10 protein-coding genes and 1 pseudogene are annotated in these 17,320 nt (G+C 47.2%); all 11 read left to right on the forward strand.

Going from position 1 to position 17,320, the window contains the following annotated elements; all coding sequences use genetic code 11:
- The first annotated feature begins 89 nt into the window (after positions 1–89).
- Positions 90–2,549, forward strand: coding sequence for an MBL fold metallo-hydrolase (locus DW896_RS21730; RefSeq protein ID WP_230373588.1), 2,460 nt, complete (start codon positions 90–92; stop codon positions 2,547–2,549).
- A gap of 402 nt (positions 2,550–2,951) precedes the next feature.
- A pseudogene (locus DW896_RS21740) lies at positions 2,952–3,290 on the forward strand (fibronectin type III-like domain-contianing protein); the annotation flags it as partial.
- A gap of 89 nt (positions 3,291–3,379) precedes the next feature.
- Entirely contained in the window at positions 3,380–4,162 is a 783-nt protein-coding gene (locus DW896_RS12500) for a RagB/SusD family nutrient uptake outer membrane protein (protein WP_230373587.1), read from the forward strand.
- Between the two features lie 153 nt (positions 4,163–4,315).
- Positions 4,316–6,682 carry a glycoside hydrolase family 3 C-terminal domain-containing protein gene (locus DW896_RS12505; protein ID WP_119993306.1) on the forward strand — a complete coding sequence of 789 codons (2,367 nt, stop codon included), beginning with the start codon at positions 4,316–4,318 and terminating at the stop codon, positions 6,680–6,682.
- 87 nt (positions 6,683–6,769) lie between these two features.
- Positions 6,770–7,654: an esterase family protein gene (locus tag DW896_RS12510; RefSeq protein WP_035447705.1), complete on the forward strand. Its 885-nt coding sequence runs from the start codon at positions 6,770–6,772 to the stop codon at positions 7,652–7,654.
- Between the two features lie 31 nt (positions 7,655–7,685).
- The gene (locus DW896_RS12515) at positions 7,686–8,891 is read left to right on the forward strand and encodes an esterase (protein ID WP_005825853.1); all 1,206 of its coding nucleotides are present in this window, start codon (positions 7,686–7,688) and stop codon (positions 8,889–8,891) included.
- A gap of 45 nt (positions 8,892–8,936) precedes the next feature.
- A complete protein-coding gene (locus DW896_RS12520) occupies positions 8,937–10,133 on the forward strand; it encodes an esterase (protein ID WP_005825852.1) in 1,197 nt (398 codons plus the stop codon).
- A gap of 4 nt (positions 10,134–10,137) precedes the next feature.
- Positions 10,138–12,465 (forward strand): glycoside hydrolase family 3 C-terminal domain-containing protein, encoded by a 2,328-nt coding sequence (locus tag DW896_RS12525; protein WP_119993308.1) that lies wholly within the window; start codon positions 10,138–10,140, stop codon positions 12,463–12,465.
- Positions 12,466–12,601: 136 nt separating this feature from the next.
- Positions 12,602–15,091: a glycoside hydrolase family 3 N-terminal domain-containing protein gene (locus tag DW896_RS12530; RefSeq protein WP_119993310.1), complete on the forward strand. Its 2,490-nt coding sequence runs from the start codon at positions 12,602–12,604 to the stop codon at positions 15,089–15,091.
- Between the two features lie 470 nt (positions 15,092–15,561).
- Positions 15,562–16,029, forward strand: coding sequence for a ribosome assembly cofactor RimP (rimP, locus tag DW896_RS12535; protein WP_005824352.1), 468 nt, complete (start codon positions 15,562–15,564; stop codon positions 16,027–16,029).
- A 4-nt stretch (positions 16,030–16,033) separates the two neighbouring features.
- Positions 16,034–17,299 carry a transcription termination factor NusA gene (gene nusA / locus DW896_RS12540; RefSeq protein ID WP_005824354.1) on the forward strand — a complete coding sequence of 422 codons (1,266 nt, stop codon included), beginning with the start codon at positions 16,034–16,036 and terminating at the stop codon, positions 17,297–17,299.
- Positions 17,300–17,320 lie beyond the last annotated feature (21 nt).

Here is a 17,320-nt window from a genome sequence, read left to right on the forward strand (position 1 = left end):
TGGGGGGAGGCTGTCTCTAGTTTATATGAAAGTTGATTATGTAGTTTATAATGTATTATCTGTGTCAAGAGATTCTTAAATATATGATTATGAAGAAAGGTTTATTATTTATAGTTGTTCTATTTTCTTTTGTGGGAACATGGTCACAAGTTGTTTTCAAGAATGATGAGGTGACTGTATCTAAGCTGAAAGATAAAACATGGGTGTTTGAAACATGGGATTTTACTACTATGTATTTGTTGGAGGGTAATGATAAAGCTGCATTGATTGATGCGGGTACTCGTTGCGCTGATTTGGATAAGATTGTAGAGAGTATCACTAATAAACCTTATGATGTCATTATCACTCACGCACATCCGGATCATGCTGGGTGTATCGGCTATTTCGACGAGGTTTGGATGCATCGTAACGATAGTATACTTATCAAGGAACGAACAGTGAACTATACTGGTAAGGTACGTTATATGGAGGAAGGACAAGTATTTGATTTGGGAGGACGTAAACTGGAAGTTATGCTGATGGCAGGACATACACCGGGTTCTATTGTTCTTCTTGACCGTGAACAAGGAGATTGTTATTCGGGTGATGCTTTCGGCTCAGGAGAGGTATGGTTGCAATGTGTACCAATGTCTCCAATAGAAACTTTTTATCAATCTTGTTGTCGTATGGAGAAACTGATGACGGATGGAAGTATCAGTAGAATATGGTGTGGACATTATCCATATTTAAAGAATTATCTGTCTCTAAGCTATATTCAGACTATGAAAAAAATGTCCCGCCGGTTGGCTGATGGAGAACAAAATGGAGCCAGACCATACAATAATTTTGCAATTCCGCAACCCTCTACAACTCGTAGCATATCTGACGGTTTTTGCAAGATTGTTTATGATGTCAGAAACATTGTCATTAAAAGGAAAAGTATTGACTCGCATCATGCAATTATATTGGATCGTCTCCCCAAAGTAGAGCAAGAAGCATATATGTATCGTGATACTTGTACGCAGGTTGATGGCCGTTTTGCGGGCTTTTCTCCTTTTTTCCTTATATATCCGGATAAACGTTGTGACGTAACTCAAGCTGAATCCTTGATTAAGGAGATGGGGATGGATAGTATTCTACATAAATTTTCTGCATCGGTATGTGTTATGAATCCTTTGGGTAATACTTATGATATGGAAAAAGATTTGTCGGCTTTCCAAACTTTTTTTAAAGGTATGCGTGTTGTTAATAATCTAAAAGTTATAGGTATTGGACAAGGAGCAACTTTTGTGAACAAGGCCATAGCACGGAACGCTGAGGCTGTGGCTGGTATAGTTACTATTGGCGGTAATCCTGGCAAGTATGAACTAGATGATTGTCCTGTACCGACATTCGTTGCTGGTGCTAGAAGTAAACAGGTGACCAACTCTTATGTAAAACTTAATAAGGCTGTTAAGACTGCAGTAAAGGGCAACCTAACATTCTATGTCAATACAGATGAAGAACTGTTGCAAGTAGTTTCATCGAGCGATACAAGTGCATCGTTGAAAGAGACTTTTTTGGAAGCTTGGGTTCAAGTGTTGTCTAAAAACTATCGTTTTAATAATTATAAACATACATGGTATATGGGAGGTACTCCTGAAAAGTATGGAACTTATGAGCTTGAACCATATATCATGCCTGAAGAGTGGGGGATAACTCGGCGGGTTATGGAAACGAATTTGCTGGGTACTGGAACTTTTTTGTGGTATGAATTTCATCCTGAAGCAACATTGAAAGCGCCTAGAGGAACTGTACCTTTATTGCTCTTGCTGCATGGCAATGAGAATGATCCGCGTACACAAGCTGAGACCTCTGGTTTCATTGAACTCTGCGCAAAAGAAAATTTTGTAGTTGTGGAACTTGAATGGCAGGGTAGTAAAGATTATGCCCGGATGGGTATGGATGGTATTGAACAGGTTGTATATTATTTGTTGAAGACTTATCCTCAGCTTGATGCTTCACGTGTCTACACAGAAGGTTTGTCTGCTGGATCTGCCACTTCTACAGGATTAGGAATACGAAAATCATATCTGTTTGCTGCGGTAGGTGGCTTTTCGGCAGGTATATTGCCTGGAAGTTACCGGTTTGATTGTGATCGGCAATCTTTGTTGGGTGAAGCGATCCAAAAGAGTGGTGCAGTAGAAATGCCCTATTTTTCTGCAACAGGAACCAGTGATACTGTAGTACCATTTATAAATAAAGATAATTGGCAGAAGAATGCTTTTTTTGCTGCATGGCAAATATATCAGATTATGAATGGTATGTCGGTTACAGAACGTCCAGATTTTAGTAAGGACACTATTTTTGGTATTACTCTTGAGAATCGTGAAACAATTTGGACGAATAAAGGTATTTCGATGGAAACTGGTGTGTTGAGTAAAAATGGGGTACCTCTTATTCAGATGGTTGCGGTCAATGATTATGGACATTGGAATTTTAAACCTGCAGCAAAAATGATGTGGGATTATTTTATGCAATTCTCACGTGATCCACAAACGAAGGAGCTTATTTATCATGGAAGAAAATAATAAAGTTGATGTCTTGATATAATATATAGTGAAGCATTAGAGATGTTTTATAAAAATGATGCGAAATAGGTATCTTTTTTATTGAAACAACGGTCTTCCCTCCCACCTAACTTAGATTGCTTGTACGTGAATGTATGGGTGACGGCGATGAACGATGGTACGAAGCTAAACTAATAATTAAATTAATTTGTAAATGAAAAAATAAAGAATATGAACTTGAGGCGGTATATGTTATTTGCCGTACTGCTTCTGTATTGTCTCTCTTTCAGTTAGGCGCAAACCTAAGCCTTGAAAGTGGCAGGTATAGTGACGGACAACCTAAATGAACAGATGATTGGTGTAAGTATTCTGGAGAAAGGCACTACTAACGCTTGTATTACCAATATTGACGGTGATTACTTTTTGAATGTGAAGAATACTGGTAAGTTAATGGAACGTGAAGCTGTATAGTTATATGTTAAGGCTCCCAAGAGTGGTATGGGCAAGCCTGCCAAGGAGTTGAAGGCCTTCGGCAAAACTGCCTTGCTCCAGTCGGGCGAGAGCCAGGCACTGATTCTGACTTGGAACGTGATGGGCATGGCTTCCTTCAACGATAAAATCAATGCTTGGGAATTGGCAAAAGGTGAATACAAGTGGATGGTAGCTGCCTCCTTTGCAGACATACGTTGTATCGTCACCCAAAAGGTTGCCAAAGCACGAAAGGATAAGGCAAACGATGCAATGAAGTTGCTGTTGTCTTGAATGAGGTTAGAGCTAGCGGTAAGTATAAACTTTATGATGGAAATTATGAGGATATCTTGACCTACAAGGCTGAGTATAATTGTGAAAGTATGCTCGAAAGTAACCGTATTTTTGATGCAAGTAATTCCATGGATGAGTTCAGTTTCTTTGAGGTGATGAATCATTGGCGCACTGATAAGTTGGATATGTCTGGCTCTAACAATCAGTTTAATGGTACCGGATGGGGATTTATGGTTCCTCAGAAAAAGTTGTATGATGCATTTGTTCAGGAAGAGGGTGTAGATGGTTATCGGTTGAATCAGACAATGAAAACCTATGACCAAATTTCTCAATTAGGTGTCAAGGTTGCCAAAGGGCAGAGTTTGATTAATGAAGGTTATTTCATGTGGAAGCGTCGCTTCTCGAATGTAGAATCTCCTGCTGGGTTCTGGTGTTCATATAATAACTATCGTTGGATGCGTTATGCTGAAGTCTTGTTACTGGCGGCTGAAGCAAACCTGAAGGATGGCAATCAATCTGAAGCTGATGCTTGCTTGAATGAGGTGCGTCAGCGTGCAAGATTGGATGCCAAGACAGCTACCCTGGATGCCATTAAATTGGAAAAGAGACTGGAACTCTGTTCTGAATATACCCGTTATCAGGATATTATCCGTTGGAAAGATGCGGAGGCTTTGCTTAAGGATCAGGGTGAAAGAACACCTATCTTGTCAAATAAGGCAGGAAAAGATGAGCCGGATAATGTAGCGGTAGAATACATTCAGTATAACAAGGATAAAACGCGTTATGGTTTCAAGGAAAGACATTATTTGTTGCCTATTCCGGCAAAGGAAATCCGCTTGAATCCGAATATGGAACAAAATGCAGGTTGGTAAAGCGCATAAAGAATCAAAATCTAACTTCGTCATCTGATGCAGATAGACAAAATTAGATTTTTCTAACTGATTAATTGTTTGTAGAAGAAGTCCCCCGTGGAAATCATCTAATTGTACGGGGGCTTCTTTTGTGGCTTTTTAAATATAATATATATGAGAAGATTGTCAATTACTTTATTTTCACTCTGTCTGGCATCTGCCTTGACTGCACAGACGACCGGTTCGAATCAGTCAGTCAGACTGCGTGCCGATAATATCGACGAAGTAGTCAGTGCCATGACCCTCGAAGAGAAGGTACACCTCGTTATCGGTTGTGGAATGTCGATGGGAAGTGATACCAAGTTTCCCGGAACAGCGGGACGTACTTACGACATTCCCCGACTGGGTATCCCTTCCGCCTATCTTGCCGACGGACCGCACCGGTTGGCGATGGCTGCCAAGCGGGAATTCGACAGCCGTACTTATCATGCTACGGAATTTCCTTCCAGCACCACGGTGGCAGCAACTTTCAATCCGGATGCAGCCCACAAGGTGGGACGTACTTTGGGTACGGAGGTGAAGGATTATGGTTTGGATGTGTTGCTGGCACCGGGTGTCAACCTGATGCGAAATGTGCTCTGCGGACGTAACCATGAATATTATTCGGAAGATCCGGTGCTGACCGGCAAAATGGCTGCTGCTTATATCAACGGAATCCAGAGCCGGGGGACAGGTACCTGCCTGAAACACTTTGCCGTAAACAACCAGGAGACCAACCGCAATAACAACGACTCTCGCCTGACACAGCGCCCCTTGCGCGAGCTGTATTTGAAGTGCTTTGAGATTGCTGTCAAAGAGTCTCAGCCCTGGAGCGTGATGACCGCCTACAATAAGGTGAACGGCAAATATACCTGCGAGGACCGCGAACTGACAGAGGACATCCTCCGCGACGAATGGGGATTCAAGGGACTGGTGATGTCCGACTGGAATGCCGGAAAAGATGCCGTGACCTCCATCGTAGCAGGAAACGATATGCTTCAACCGGGGCAGGACCGCCAGTATAAAGCTATTTTGAAAGCCGTAGAGAGTGGTACACTGGATTTGGCACTCCTCGACCGCAGCGTGAAGCGTGTGCTGGAGTTTGTGGTCAAGAGCCATACCTTTGCCGGCTACGAGTATCCCAATAAAACCGACTTGGAGGCTCATGCGCAAGTAGACCGTGAGATAGGTGCGGAAGGTATCGTGCTGCTGGATAACAAGCAGGCGCTACCCATGGCTGCCGGCATCAAAAAAGTGGCCCTTTATGGAACTACTTCCTATGACATGGTTCCTGCCGGCATGGGCTTTGGCAGTACGGGCATCGGTTATTACACGGTTTCTATGGTAGAAGGTTTGCGCAATGCGGGCTACACCGTGGACAAAGAATTGCTGAACCGCTACAAGAAGCATATGGCCGACGAGCAGAAACGGCTTTTTCCTCACGGAAAACCGCCTTTCGCCTTTACTCCGCTGCCCCGTGCCGAGGAGTTCCTGCCCACTGCCGAGGAACTGGCTGCACAAGTGAAAGCCAACGACATTGCCGTGCTTACGCTGGGGCGTGTCAGTGGCGAGGGCTGTGACCGCCGTGTGGAAGATTTCCTCCTGAAGGAGAACGAATTGGCTCTGATTAAGCAAGTGTCTGCCGCTTATCGTGCTGCAGGCAAGAAACTGGTGGTGGTTCTCAACATCTGCAGCCCGGTGGAGACTGCTTCTTGGAAGGGACTGGCAGATGCAGTGGTTTGTGCCTTCCAGCCGGGACAAGAGGTGGGCAATTGTATCACGGATATCCTGACCGGAGAGGTGAATCCTTCGGGCAAGTTACCCATGACGTTTGCCGTGAAATATGGCGATGCGCCGTCGGATGCTAACTTCCCTTTTGATTACGAGTTCAAGATGCCGTCGTTTGCTATGGGTACCGGCATGAACTTCAAGTCCGAAAAGAAAGAGGAGAAACCGAAGGAACCGGAGAAAAATGTGGATTTCACCAACTATGAAGAGGGAATCTATGTGGGTTATCGCTATTTCGACACTTTCGGTAAAGAGGTTTCCTATCCGTTCGGTCATGGTTTGAGCTATACTGCTTTTGACTATGCGGTAGAGAACGCCAAAATGGATGCCGACCGCTGTGAGTTGAAAGTGAGCGTGAAGAACATCGGCAAGGTGGCAGGGCGTGAAGCTGTACAACTCTATGTGAAAGCTCCGAATGGGGGACTTGACAAGCCTGCCAAGGAGTTGAAGGCCTTCGGCAAAACTGCCTTGCTCCAGCCGGGCGAGAGCCAGACACTGATTCTGACTTGGAACGTGATGGACATGGCTTCCTTTAATGAGAAAAACAGCTCTTGGGAGTTGGCTAAGGGTGAATATCAGTGGATGGTTGCCGCATCTTCGGCCGATGTGCGTTGCACAGCGGTACAGAGGGTGACAAAGGCACGCAAGCAGAAAGTGCATGATGCCATGCGGGCGCAAGTGCCTGTGGCTGTGTATCCGATGGTGAAGAGATGAGGGGGATATGCGTGAAAAAACTGATATATATCAATTAGTTTTAGAATGGAAAACGCTTATTTTGTAGTACATTTTTAAATCGATACCATGAAAAGATTGATACTCTCTCTCTTAGCCGTCTGCTTGCTGTGGATGGCAAATGCACAAAATCCTGCATGGGGACCGCAAAGCAAGGTAGTGACCGACAGCATCTACAGCCAGGTATTGAAAGCACACCGTGCCTACACCATCTATCTGCCGCAAAGCTATAGCAATGAAACGGATAGGAAATATCCTATCCTCTATTTGTTGCACGGCATGTCGGGGGTGAATACCAGTTGGTTTACAGACCAACGTGTGAAGGACGTGATGGACCAGTTGGTGGCATCGGGCGAGGCTTGCGAGATGATTATCGTCAGCCCCAATGCAGGAGGCAATCCGGCTACTTGCTGGAACGGCTACTTCAACATGCCGGGCTGGGCTTACGAAGATTTCTTCTATAAGGAGTTCCTTCCTTATATAGAGAAGACTTACCGGGTGAAAGGTGATAAGCGGCATCGTGCCATTGCCGGACTTTCTATGGGCGGAGGTGGAACGACGAGCTATGCACAACGCTATCCGGATATGTATTGTGCTGCCTATGCCATGAGTGCTTTGATGAACATCCCCGTCAGTGGTGAGGAGGTGGGAAAAGATCCCGACCCCACAAACAAGATGGCTGTGCTGACGCGTTCTGTGCAGGAACATAGTTGCATCAGGTATGTGGTTGAGGCAGATGATGCGCGTAAGGCACAGCTTCGTACAGTACAGTGGTTTGTGGATTGCGGAGATGATGACTTTCTGCTGGACCGTAATATAGAGTTTTTCCAAGCGATGCGTAATGCCGGTATCCCTTGCCAGTTCCGTGTGCGGGATGGCGGACATACCAGCGAATATTGGCATTCGGCACTTTATATGTGCCTGCCTTTTGTAAGTCGCAGCTTTGCTAAATAACAAAAAGCTAATTCATTTAATATAAGAAATTATGAAAAGATTATTAAGTTCGGCAGCGATGCTGCTGGTCTGCTGTGTCACCCTTTTTGCACAGCAAGCTCTTTGGGGAGGTGCGGCGGTTGTCTCTCCTGATATTCATGACGACAACACGGTTACTTTTCGCTTGAAAGCTCCTAAGGCTGTAAGGGTGCAGATTACTGGTGATTTTCTGCCTCCACAAACTATTAAGACTCCTCGTGGCGATTATGATGCACCGGGCATTGCCGATTTGACAGAGGGGAAGGATGGCGTTTGGGAATTTACTACTCCCGAACCATTGAAGCCGGAACTTTATGGATACTCCTTTATTGTGGATGGATTGAGAATGATGGACCCGAGCAATGTTTACATGATTCGGGATGTGGCTACCGTGACCAATGTATTTATCATCGGTGGTGACCGTGCCGATTTGTATAAAGTGAATAAGGTACCCCATGGAACGGTAAGTCGCATGTGGTACAATAGTCCTTCGCTGGGAATGGACCGCCGTCTGACGATTTACACTCCGGCTGGTTATGAAACCAGCGGCAAGCGTTATCCGGTATTTTATCTGCTTCATGGTGCAGGTGGTGATGAGGAAGCTTGGATTGCTCTTGGCCGTACTTCGCAGATATTGGATAATCTCATTGCACAAGGCAAGGCTAAACCTATGATTGTGGTGATGACTAACGGCAATGCTTGGCAAGATGCTGCTGCAGGTGAATCTCCCAAGGGTTTTGTTGCCCCCTCCATGCGTCCCGACGAAAGAGCGAAGGTGGCGGAAGGTGCTTTTGAACTCTCGTTTCCCGAAATTGTGAAGTTCGTGGAGAAGAATTTCCGCACTCTTGCCAATAAGAAGAACCGTGCTATTGCCGGGCTTTCTATGGGTAGTTTCCACTCTTGCAATATTTCCAAGTATTACCCGGACATGTTCGACTATGTAGGTCTTTTCTCCGGTGCAAGTACCGGAAACGATAAATCGACTTGTCCGGTCTATACCGACTTCGAAGGTAAGCTGAAGACTCAGTTTGCCAAGAAACCGGCTCTTTACTTCATCGCATGCGGCAAGACGGACTTTGTTTATAAAGGTGTGGCCGACTTTCGCAAGTTGCTTGACGACAATGGTTATAAGTACGAGTATCTTGAAACGGGCGAGGGACATATCTGGAGGAACTGGCGAATCTATCTGACGGAGTTCGCGCCGAAGTTGTTCAAATAAGAGGATTTGGTATAACTAATTTAATAACAAAATAACATACGTATCATGAAAAGAATTTCTATTTTGTCAGCTCTGTTGCTGATGTGTGCGATGACTTTCGCCCAACAAGCTCTCTGGGGAGGCGCTCCCGTGGTCTCACCTGAGATACACGACAACAATACAGTAACTTTCCGCTTGAAGGCGCCGAAAGCCGTAAAGGTGCAAGTAACCGGCGACTTCCTGCCTACGCAGAAAATCAAGACTCCTTTTGGTGAGTTTGATGGTCCGGGTGTGGCAGATTTGAAAGAGAACAAGGACGGTGTGTGGGAATTCACTACTCCCGAACCGCTGAAACCGGAACTCTACAGCTACACTTTCCTGGTAGACGGACTGAAGATTAACGACCCTGCCAACGTCTATATGATTCGAGACGTGGCAAGCGTGACGAATGTATTCATCATCGGTGGTGACGAGCGCATCGACCTTTACAAAGTGAATAAAGTTCCTCATGGAACGGTATCTAAGGTATGGTACAACAGCCCTACGCTGGGTATGGACCGCCGTCTGACTGTCTATACGCCTGCCGGATATGAGACAAGCGGCAAGCGCTATCCCGTCTTCTACCTGCTACACGGCATGGGTGGCGACGAGAACGCATGGAGCGAACTGGGACGTACGGCACAGATTCTGGATAACCTCATCGCCCAAGGCAAGGCCAAGCCGATGATTGTAGTAATGACCAACGGTAACGCTGCGTTGGAGGCTGCTCCGGGTGAATCGTCACTGGGTTTTGCCGCTCCCAGCATGAATCTGCCCAAGACGATGGAAGGTTCTTTCGAAACGGCTTTCCCCGACGTGGTGAAATTCATTGATAAGACTTACCGTACACAGGCCAACAAGAAGGGGCGTGCCATTGCTGGTCTCTCTATGGGAGGTTTCCACTCCATGCACATCTCCAAGCAATATCCGGACATGTTCGACTATGTAGGGCTGTTCTCGGCTGCCATCATGCCCAACAAAGATGTGAAGTCTCCGATTTATGACAACCTTGAAGTCAAACTGAAAACCCAGTTTGCCAAGAAACCGGCACTCTATTACATCGCTATCGGTAATAAAGACTTCTTGTTCCAGGCCAATAACGACTACCGCAAGATGTTGGACGAGAAGGGTTACAAATATGAATATTATGAAACCGGAGAAGGTCATATCTGGAAGAACTGGCGTATTTACCTGACAGAATTCGCACCGAAGATATTTAAATAAGATTATGAAGAAGAATATCATATCCATGGCAGCAGCAATGGCTGTTTTGTCAGCTTGCGGACCGGGTGTGCCGCAGCTTGGAAAGTCCTCTCTGGATGAGGTGATTGGCGCCATGACCTTGGAGGAAAAGGCGCATCTGGTAGTGGGTACCGGTATGGCAGGTTTCTCGGGTGACAGTGCCGTAATCGGTGCAACGAGAAAGCTGGTGCCGGGTGCGGCAGGAACCACATACCCGATTGAACGCCTCGGCATTCCCGCTGTGGTGCTGGCTGATGGTCCCGCCGGACTGCGTATCGACCCCAAGCGTGAGGGGGATTCGGCTACGTACTATTGTACTCATTTCCCTATCGGAACTTTGCTCGCCTCTACCTGGGACCAGGAACTGGTGGAAAGTGTAGGTCAGTCCATCGGTAACGAAGTGCTGGAATACGGTGCGGACGTGCTGTTGGCTCCGGCGCTGAACATTCACCGTAACCCGCTTTGCGGACGTAACTTCGAGTATTATTCCGAAGACCCGTTGGTGTCGGGTAAGATTGCCGCCGCCTACGTACGTGGTGTGCAGAGCAACGGTGTGGGTACCAGTATCAAGCACTTTGCTGTGAACAACCAGGAAACCAACCGTATGGCTACGGATGCGCATGTATCTCCACGCGCCTTGCGCGAAATCTACTTGAAAGGGTTCGAGATTGCCGTGAAGGAATCCGCTCCTTGGACCGTGATGTCCTCATACAACTACCTGAACGGTGTCTATACTTCGGAAAACAAGGAGTTGCAGACAACGATGCTGCGTGACGAATGGGGCTTCAAGGGTATGGTGATGACCGACTGGTTCGGTGGTAAAGATGCTGTGGCACAGATGGTGGCGGGCAACGACATGTTGCAGCCCGGTCTGCCCAAGCAGTACGAAGCCATCGTGAAGGGTGTGCAGGACGGAGCGTTAGATGAAGCCATCCTCAATCAGAATGTGAAGCGTATTCTGGAGATGATTCTCCAGACTCCCCACTTCAAGGGATATAAATACTCCAACAAGCCTGATTTGAAGGCGCATGCTGCCGTTACTCGCCAGTCGGCAACGGAAGGTATGGTATTGCTGAAGAACGATAACGGTGCTCTGCCGCTGGCTGCCGACGTGAAGAACGTGGCACTCTTCGGTTGCACTTCCTACGATTTCATTGCAGGCGGTACAGGTTCGGGCAATGTGAACCGCGCTTATACCGTTTCGCTATTGGACGGCTTGAAGAATGCCGGCTATGTGGTGGATGAAGCGCTGAAGAATAGCTATGAAGCTTACTTGAAAACCGAGAAAGAACGTCTGTCCAAAGATAAGAAAGAGTGGTTCATGCCCGATACCCGTCCGGCTGAGATGGCTGTTTCCGCACAAGTCATCCGCGAGCAGGCTGCCAAGGCCGATGTGGCACTGGTGACGCTGGGACGTACCTCCGGTGAGTTCCTTGACCGTATGGTAGCCGACTTCAACCTCACCAAAGAGGAACAGAACATGTTGAAAGCAGTGTCCGATGCTTTCCACGCTGCCGGAAAGAAGGTAGTGGTGGTACTTAATATCGGTGGTGTGATTGAAACTGCTTCTTGGAAGTCTGTTCCCGATGCCATCCTTTGTGCATGGCAGGCAGGCCAGGAGGGAGGAAACAGTGTGGCTGACGTGCTGAGTGGCAAGGCTTCTCCTTCGGGCAAGCTGACAATGACTTTCCCGGTGAAGTTTGAAGATGCCGCTTCTTCCGACAACTTCCCGATAGACATGCGTGTGAGCACCGACCTCATGAACAAAGGTGGGAAGAAGAACGACGTGAAGAACGTGGACTATACCAATTACGAAGAGGACATTTACGTGGGTTACCGTTATTTCGACACCTTTGGCAAGCAGGTTTCCTATCCTTTCGGTTACGGTCTTTCCTATACTACTTTTGCTTACGACAAGGCTGCTGTCAAGGCAGACAACGGTGTCTATATCGTATCTGTAGAAGTGAAGAATACCGGTAAGGTAGCAGGTAAGGAAGTGGTTCAGCTTTATGTATCCGCTCCCGATGCTGCAGACGCCAACAAACCCGAAAAGGAACTGAAAGCTTTTGCCAAGACCAAGGAACTGAAACCGGGTGAAGCTACTGTGGTGACGCTGAAAGTGAATGCTGCCGACCTGGCTTCCTATGATGAGGCTGCATCGGCATGGGTGGTAACTCCCGGAAACTACAAGTTCCTCGTCGGGGCTTCCTCACGCGACATCAAGGCTACGCTGGAGGCTGAAGTAGCTGCCGCAACGCAGAAGACGAACAACATCTTGAAACTTCAGGAACCGATGAGCCTCTTGAAGAGATGAGAGTAGGATTGTCTGAAAAGATAACAAATCATACCCTAAAAAACATCCTGTTGTACCCTTTGGTATGGCAGGATGTTCTTATCTTTGTGCCTCGTATAAACAGATAGTGCAACTATTATAAACCAATATCACAACCATGAGTAAAAAGTTAATCTTATCTTTAGCCCTATCAGGGTTAGTACTTACTGCTACGGCGCAGACCACTATTGCGCCTGCCATTCCAAGAGACGAGAAAATAGAACAGCAGATTGAGACTTTGCTGAAGAAGATGACGCTTGACGAGAAAGTCGGTCAGATGTGCGAACTCACTATCGACCTCCTGCAGAAACGCGCCAATCCCTTTGCCGGCCTCGACCCGAAGAACATCACGGTGAAGGACCTGCAAAAAATCATCAAGAGATACAAGCTTGAAAAGGAATTCAAGCTGGGCAAGGAGATGCCTTCGCAGGATGTGATGATGAAGCTCTATATGCGTATCCAAGGCATTGAGAATGCCAAGGGCTTCCAGTTGGACGAGGCGATGCTCGACTCTGTCATCGGAAAATACAAAGTAGGCTCCATCTTGAACGTGCCCAACGGTGTGGCACAGAGCGTGGAGAAGTGGCAGGAAATCATCAAACGCATTCAGGAGAAATCCATGGAGGTGATGGGTATTCCTTGTGTGTACGGTGTAGACCAGATACACGGAACTACCTATACGCTGGGTGGTACTTTCTTCCCGCAAGGCGTCAATATGGGAGCTACCTTCAACCGTGAACTGACACGTGAAGGTGCACGCATCTCCGCTTATGAAACAAAGGCGGGAAGCATTCCCTGGACGTATGCCCCGGTGACCGACCTCGGACGTGACCCGCGCTGGCCGCGTATGTGGGAAAACTATGGTGAAGACGCCTACGTCAATGCCGAAATGGGACGTGAAGCAGTTATCGGTTTCCAGGGCGAGAACCCCAACCTGATTGGCGAGAACAACGTTGCCGCTTGTATGAAGCACTATATGGGTTATGGTGTTCCCGTTTCCGGTAAGGACCGTACGCCGTCTTCCATCACCGAGCAGGATATGCGTGAGAAGCATTTCGCTCCTTATCTGGAAATGGTGAAAGCAGGTGCCCTCTCCGTGATGGTGAACTCCGCCATGAACAACGGTCTGCCTTTCCATGCCAACTATGAGCTGCTGACCAAGTGGCTGAAAGAAGACCTCAACTGGGACGGTATGATTGTGACTGACTGGGCGGACATCAACAACCTTTATAGCCGCGACCACATAGCCAAGGATAAGAAGGAAGCCATCAAGCTCGCCATCAATGCCGGCATCGACATGTCGATGGACCCGTACGACTGGAAGTTCTGTACACTCTTGAAGGAGCTGGTGGAAGAAGGTGAAGTTCCCATGAGCCGTATAGACGATGCTGTACGTCGTGTGCTGCGTTTGAAGTACCGTCTCAACCTATTTGAAAAGCCCTATTATGATTTGAAAGACTTCCCCTTGTTCGGTGGTGCAGAACATGCCGCCGCCGCCCTCCAGGCTGCCGAGGAATCTTTGGTACTCCTGAAGAATACAGACGGTATATTGCCGCTGGCAAAAGGCAAGAAGTTGCTGGTTACCGGTCCGAATGCCAACTCCATGCGTTGCCTCAACGGCGGCTGGTCCTACTCTTGGCAGGGTGACAAGGCCGATGAGCATGCAGGCCAATACAATACGATTCTTGAAGCCTTCACCAATAAATTCGGTGCGGACAATATCATTTACGAAGCCGGTGTCACTTATAAGCAAGGTGGCAACTGGTGGGAAGAAAACACTCCGGAGATAGAGAAAGCTGTAGCTGCCGCTGCCGGTGCCGACTACATCGTTGCCTGCATCGGTGAGAACTCTTACTGCGAGACTCCGGGTAACCTGACGAACCTCTTCCTCTCACAGAACCAGCTCGATTTGGTGAAGGCTCTTGCCAAGACCGGGAAGCCCATCATTCTGGTGTTGAACGAAGGCCGTCCCCGTCTGATTGCCGACATCGAGCCACTGGCTAAAGCGGTTGTCAATACTATGCTTCCGGGCAACTACGGCGGTGATGCGTTGGCAAACCTCATTGCCGGTGACGCCAACTTCAGCGGAAAGATGCCTTTCACTTATCCGAAAGAAATCAACTCTCTGATTACGTACGACTACAAACCGTGCGAACACATCGGCAAGCAGATGGAAGGTGCTTATAACTACGATGCGCAAGTGTCCGTACAGTGGGCGTTCGGTTATGGATTGAGCTATACCACTTTTGCATACAGCAACCTCAAGGTGGATAAGTCGGACTTTACCGCTGATGATGTGCTTACTTTCACCGTTGATGTGAAGAATACCGGCAACCGCATTGGTAAGGAAAGCGTGCTGCTCTTCAGCAGCGACCTCGTTGCCTCCCTTACTCCCGATACCCGCCGTCTTCGCGCTTTCGAAAAGGTGGAACTGAAACCGGGCGAGACAAAGACCGTGACACTGAAACTGAAAGGCTCCGACCTTGCTTTTGTAGGCTATGACGGCAAGTGGATTCTGGAGAAAGGTGACTTCCGCATCCAGACGGGTGACCAGACAGTGAACGTGGTTTGTACGGATACCAAGAAGTGGGAGACTCCGAATAAGTGATACGACAAGGTCTTTTAGACCTTTAGAACCATAGTAAAAGGGCCGATAGCATGAAACAAGCTATCGGCCTTTTATTTTTCCGCGTTGTCTTTCAACAGTATCTTCTTTCCGCTTGTACCTCCTTACTTCTTTTCTTGAAACAATAGAGATTGTATGCATGAGATGTACATCTCATGTTGTTTGAGATGCGCATCTCGTTGTGCTTGACATGTGCATCTCATGTAGTATGGAACGTGATAATTCATTTCATAAAGTATAAGCTTCTGTCTCATAAGATTATATGTTTTACCCCTTATCTTGAAGTGTTGAAAGGGCTTGTCTGTAATATAATTCCCGTTTGAACCGTTAAATCAATCTTTTTTTCTCTAATATTTTGTAGTCGAACAGATTATTTATATCTTTGCAACCGAAAATGGATGAAAGGTGGAGGGGCGATTAAGCTCCTCTTTTTTGTTCCTAATGGTTAATCTATGATAGAAAAGAAAACTGTTTGTCAGATTGTTGACGAGTGGCTGGCAGGAAAGGACTACTTCCTTGTGGAGGTGACAATCAGCCCGGATGACAAGATTTTGGTGGAAATAGACCACAAAGAAGGTGTTTGGATTGAGGACTGCGTAGAGCTGAGCCGCTACATCGAGTCCAAGTTGAACCGTGAGGATGAGGATTATGAGTTGGAAGTCGGTTCGGCTGGCATCGGACAGCCCTTCAAGGTACTGCAGCAGTACATTAACCACATCGGCAAGGAAGTGGAAGTGCTGGCAAAGGACGGCCGCAAGCTCAGCGGCGTGTTGAAGGAAGCCGACGAACAGCATTTCGTCGTGACCATTCAGAAGAAAGTGAAAGAGGAAGGTGCCAAGCGTCCCAAGCTGGTGGACGAGGACTTGACCTTTACGTATGAAGAGATAAAATATACTAAATACTTAATCAGTTTTAAATAAGACTATGGCCAAAAAAGTAGAAACTGTCAGCTTGATAGATACATTTTCGGAATTTAAGGAACTGAAGAATATCGACAGAACCACGATGGTAAGCGTACTCGAGGAGTCGTTCCGTAGTGTGATTGCGAAAATGTTCGGTACCGATGAGAATTACGACGTAATTGTAAACCCGGACAAGGGTGACTTCGAAATATGGCGTAACCGTGAGGTAGTGGCAGACGAGGATTTGGAAAACCCGAACCTGCAGATTGCATTGTCCGAAGCACAAAAGATTGATGCTTCTTATGAAGTGGGCGAGGAAGTGACGGATGAAGTTATCTTCGCGAACTTCGGTCGCCGTGCCATCTTGAACTTGCGCCAGACACTGGCCTCCAAGATATTGGAACTGGAGAAAGATAGTATTTACAACAAATACATTGATAAAGTGGGTACCATCATCAATGCGGAAGTCTACCAGATTTGGAAGAAAGAGATGCTGCTGCTCGATGATGAAGGCAACGAACTGTTGCTGCCCAAGACCGAACAGATACCGAGTGACTTCTACCGCAAGGGCGAGACCGCCCGCGCCGTAGTGGCACGTGTGGACAACAAGAATAATAATCCGAAGATTATCCTGAGCCGTACGTCGCCCGTCTTCCTGCAACGTCTGTTCGAAATGGAAGTACCCGAAATCAATGACGGACTGATTACCATCAAGAAGATTGCCCGCATCCCCGGCGAGCGTGCCAAGATTGCCGTTGAGAGCTACGATGACCGTATCGACCCGGTAGGTGCCTGCGTGGGTGTGAAGGGTAGCCGTATTCATGGTATTGTCCGCGAGCTTCGCAACGAGAATATCGACGTTATCAACTATACGTCCAATATCCAGTTGTTTATACAGCGTGCCTTGAGCCCTGCCAAAATTTCTTCCATCCGCTTGAACGAGGAAGAACGCAAGGCTGAAGTGTTCTTGAAACCCGAAGAGGTGTCGCTGGCTATCGGTAAAGGCGGTTTGAATATCAAGCTTGCCAGTATGTTGACTGAGTACACCATCGACGTGTTCCGTGAGTTGGATGAGGCCATAGAGGATGAAGACATCTACTTGGACGAATTCCGTGATGAAATAGACGGTTGGGTTATCGATGCCATCAAGGCTATCGGTATCGATACGGCTAAGGCTGTGTTGAACGCTCCCCGTGAGATGTTGATTGAGAAGACGGACCTCGAAGAAGAGACGGTGGACGAGGTATTGCGCATTTTGAAACAGGAGTTTGAAGAGGAGGAGCAGTAATGTGGTAATGTGGGTAATATG

The sequence above is a fragment of the Bacteroides sp. AM41-16 genome, assembly GCF_003603495.1.
GTDB lineage: Bacteria > Bacteroidota > Bacteroidia > Bacteroidales > Bacteroidaceae > Bacteroides > Bacteroides uniformis.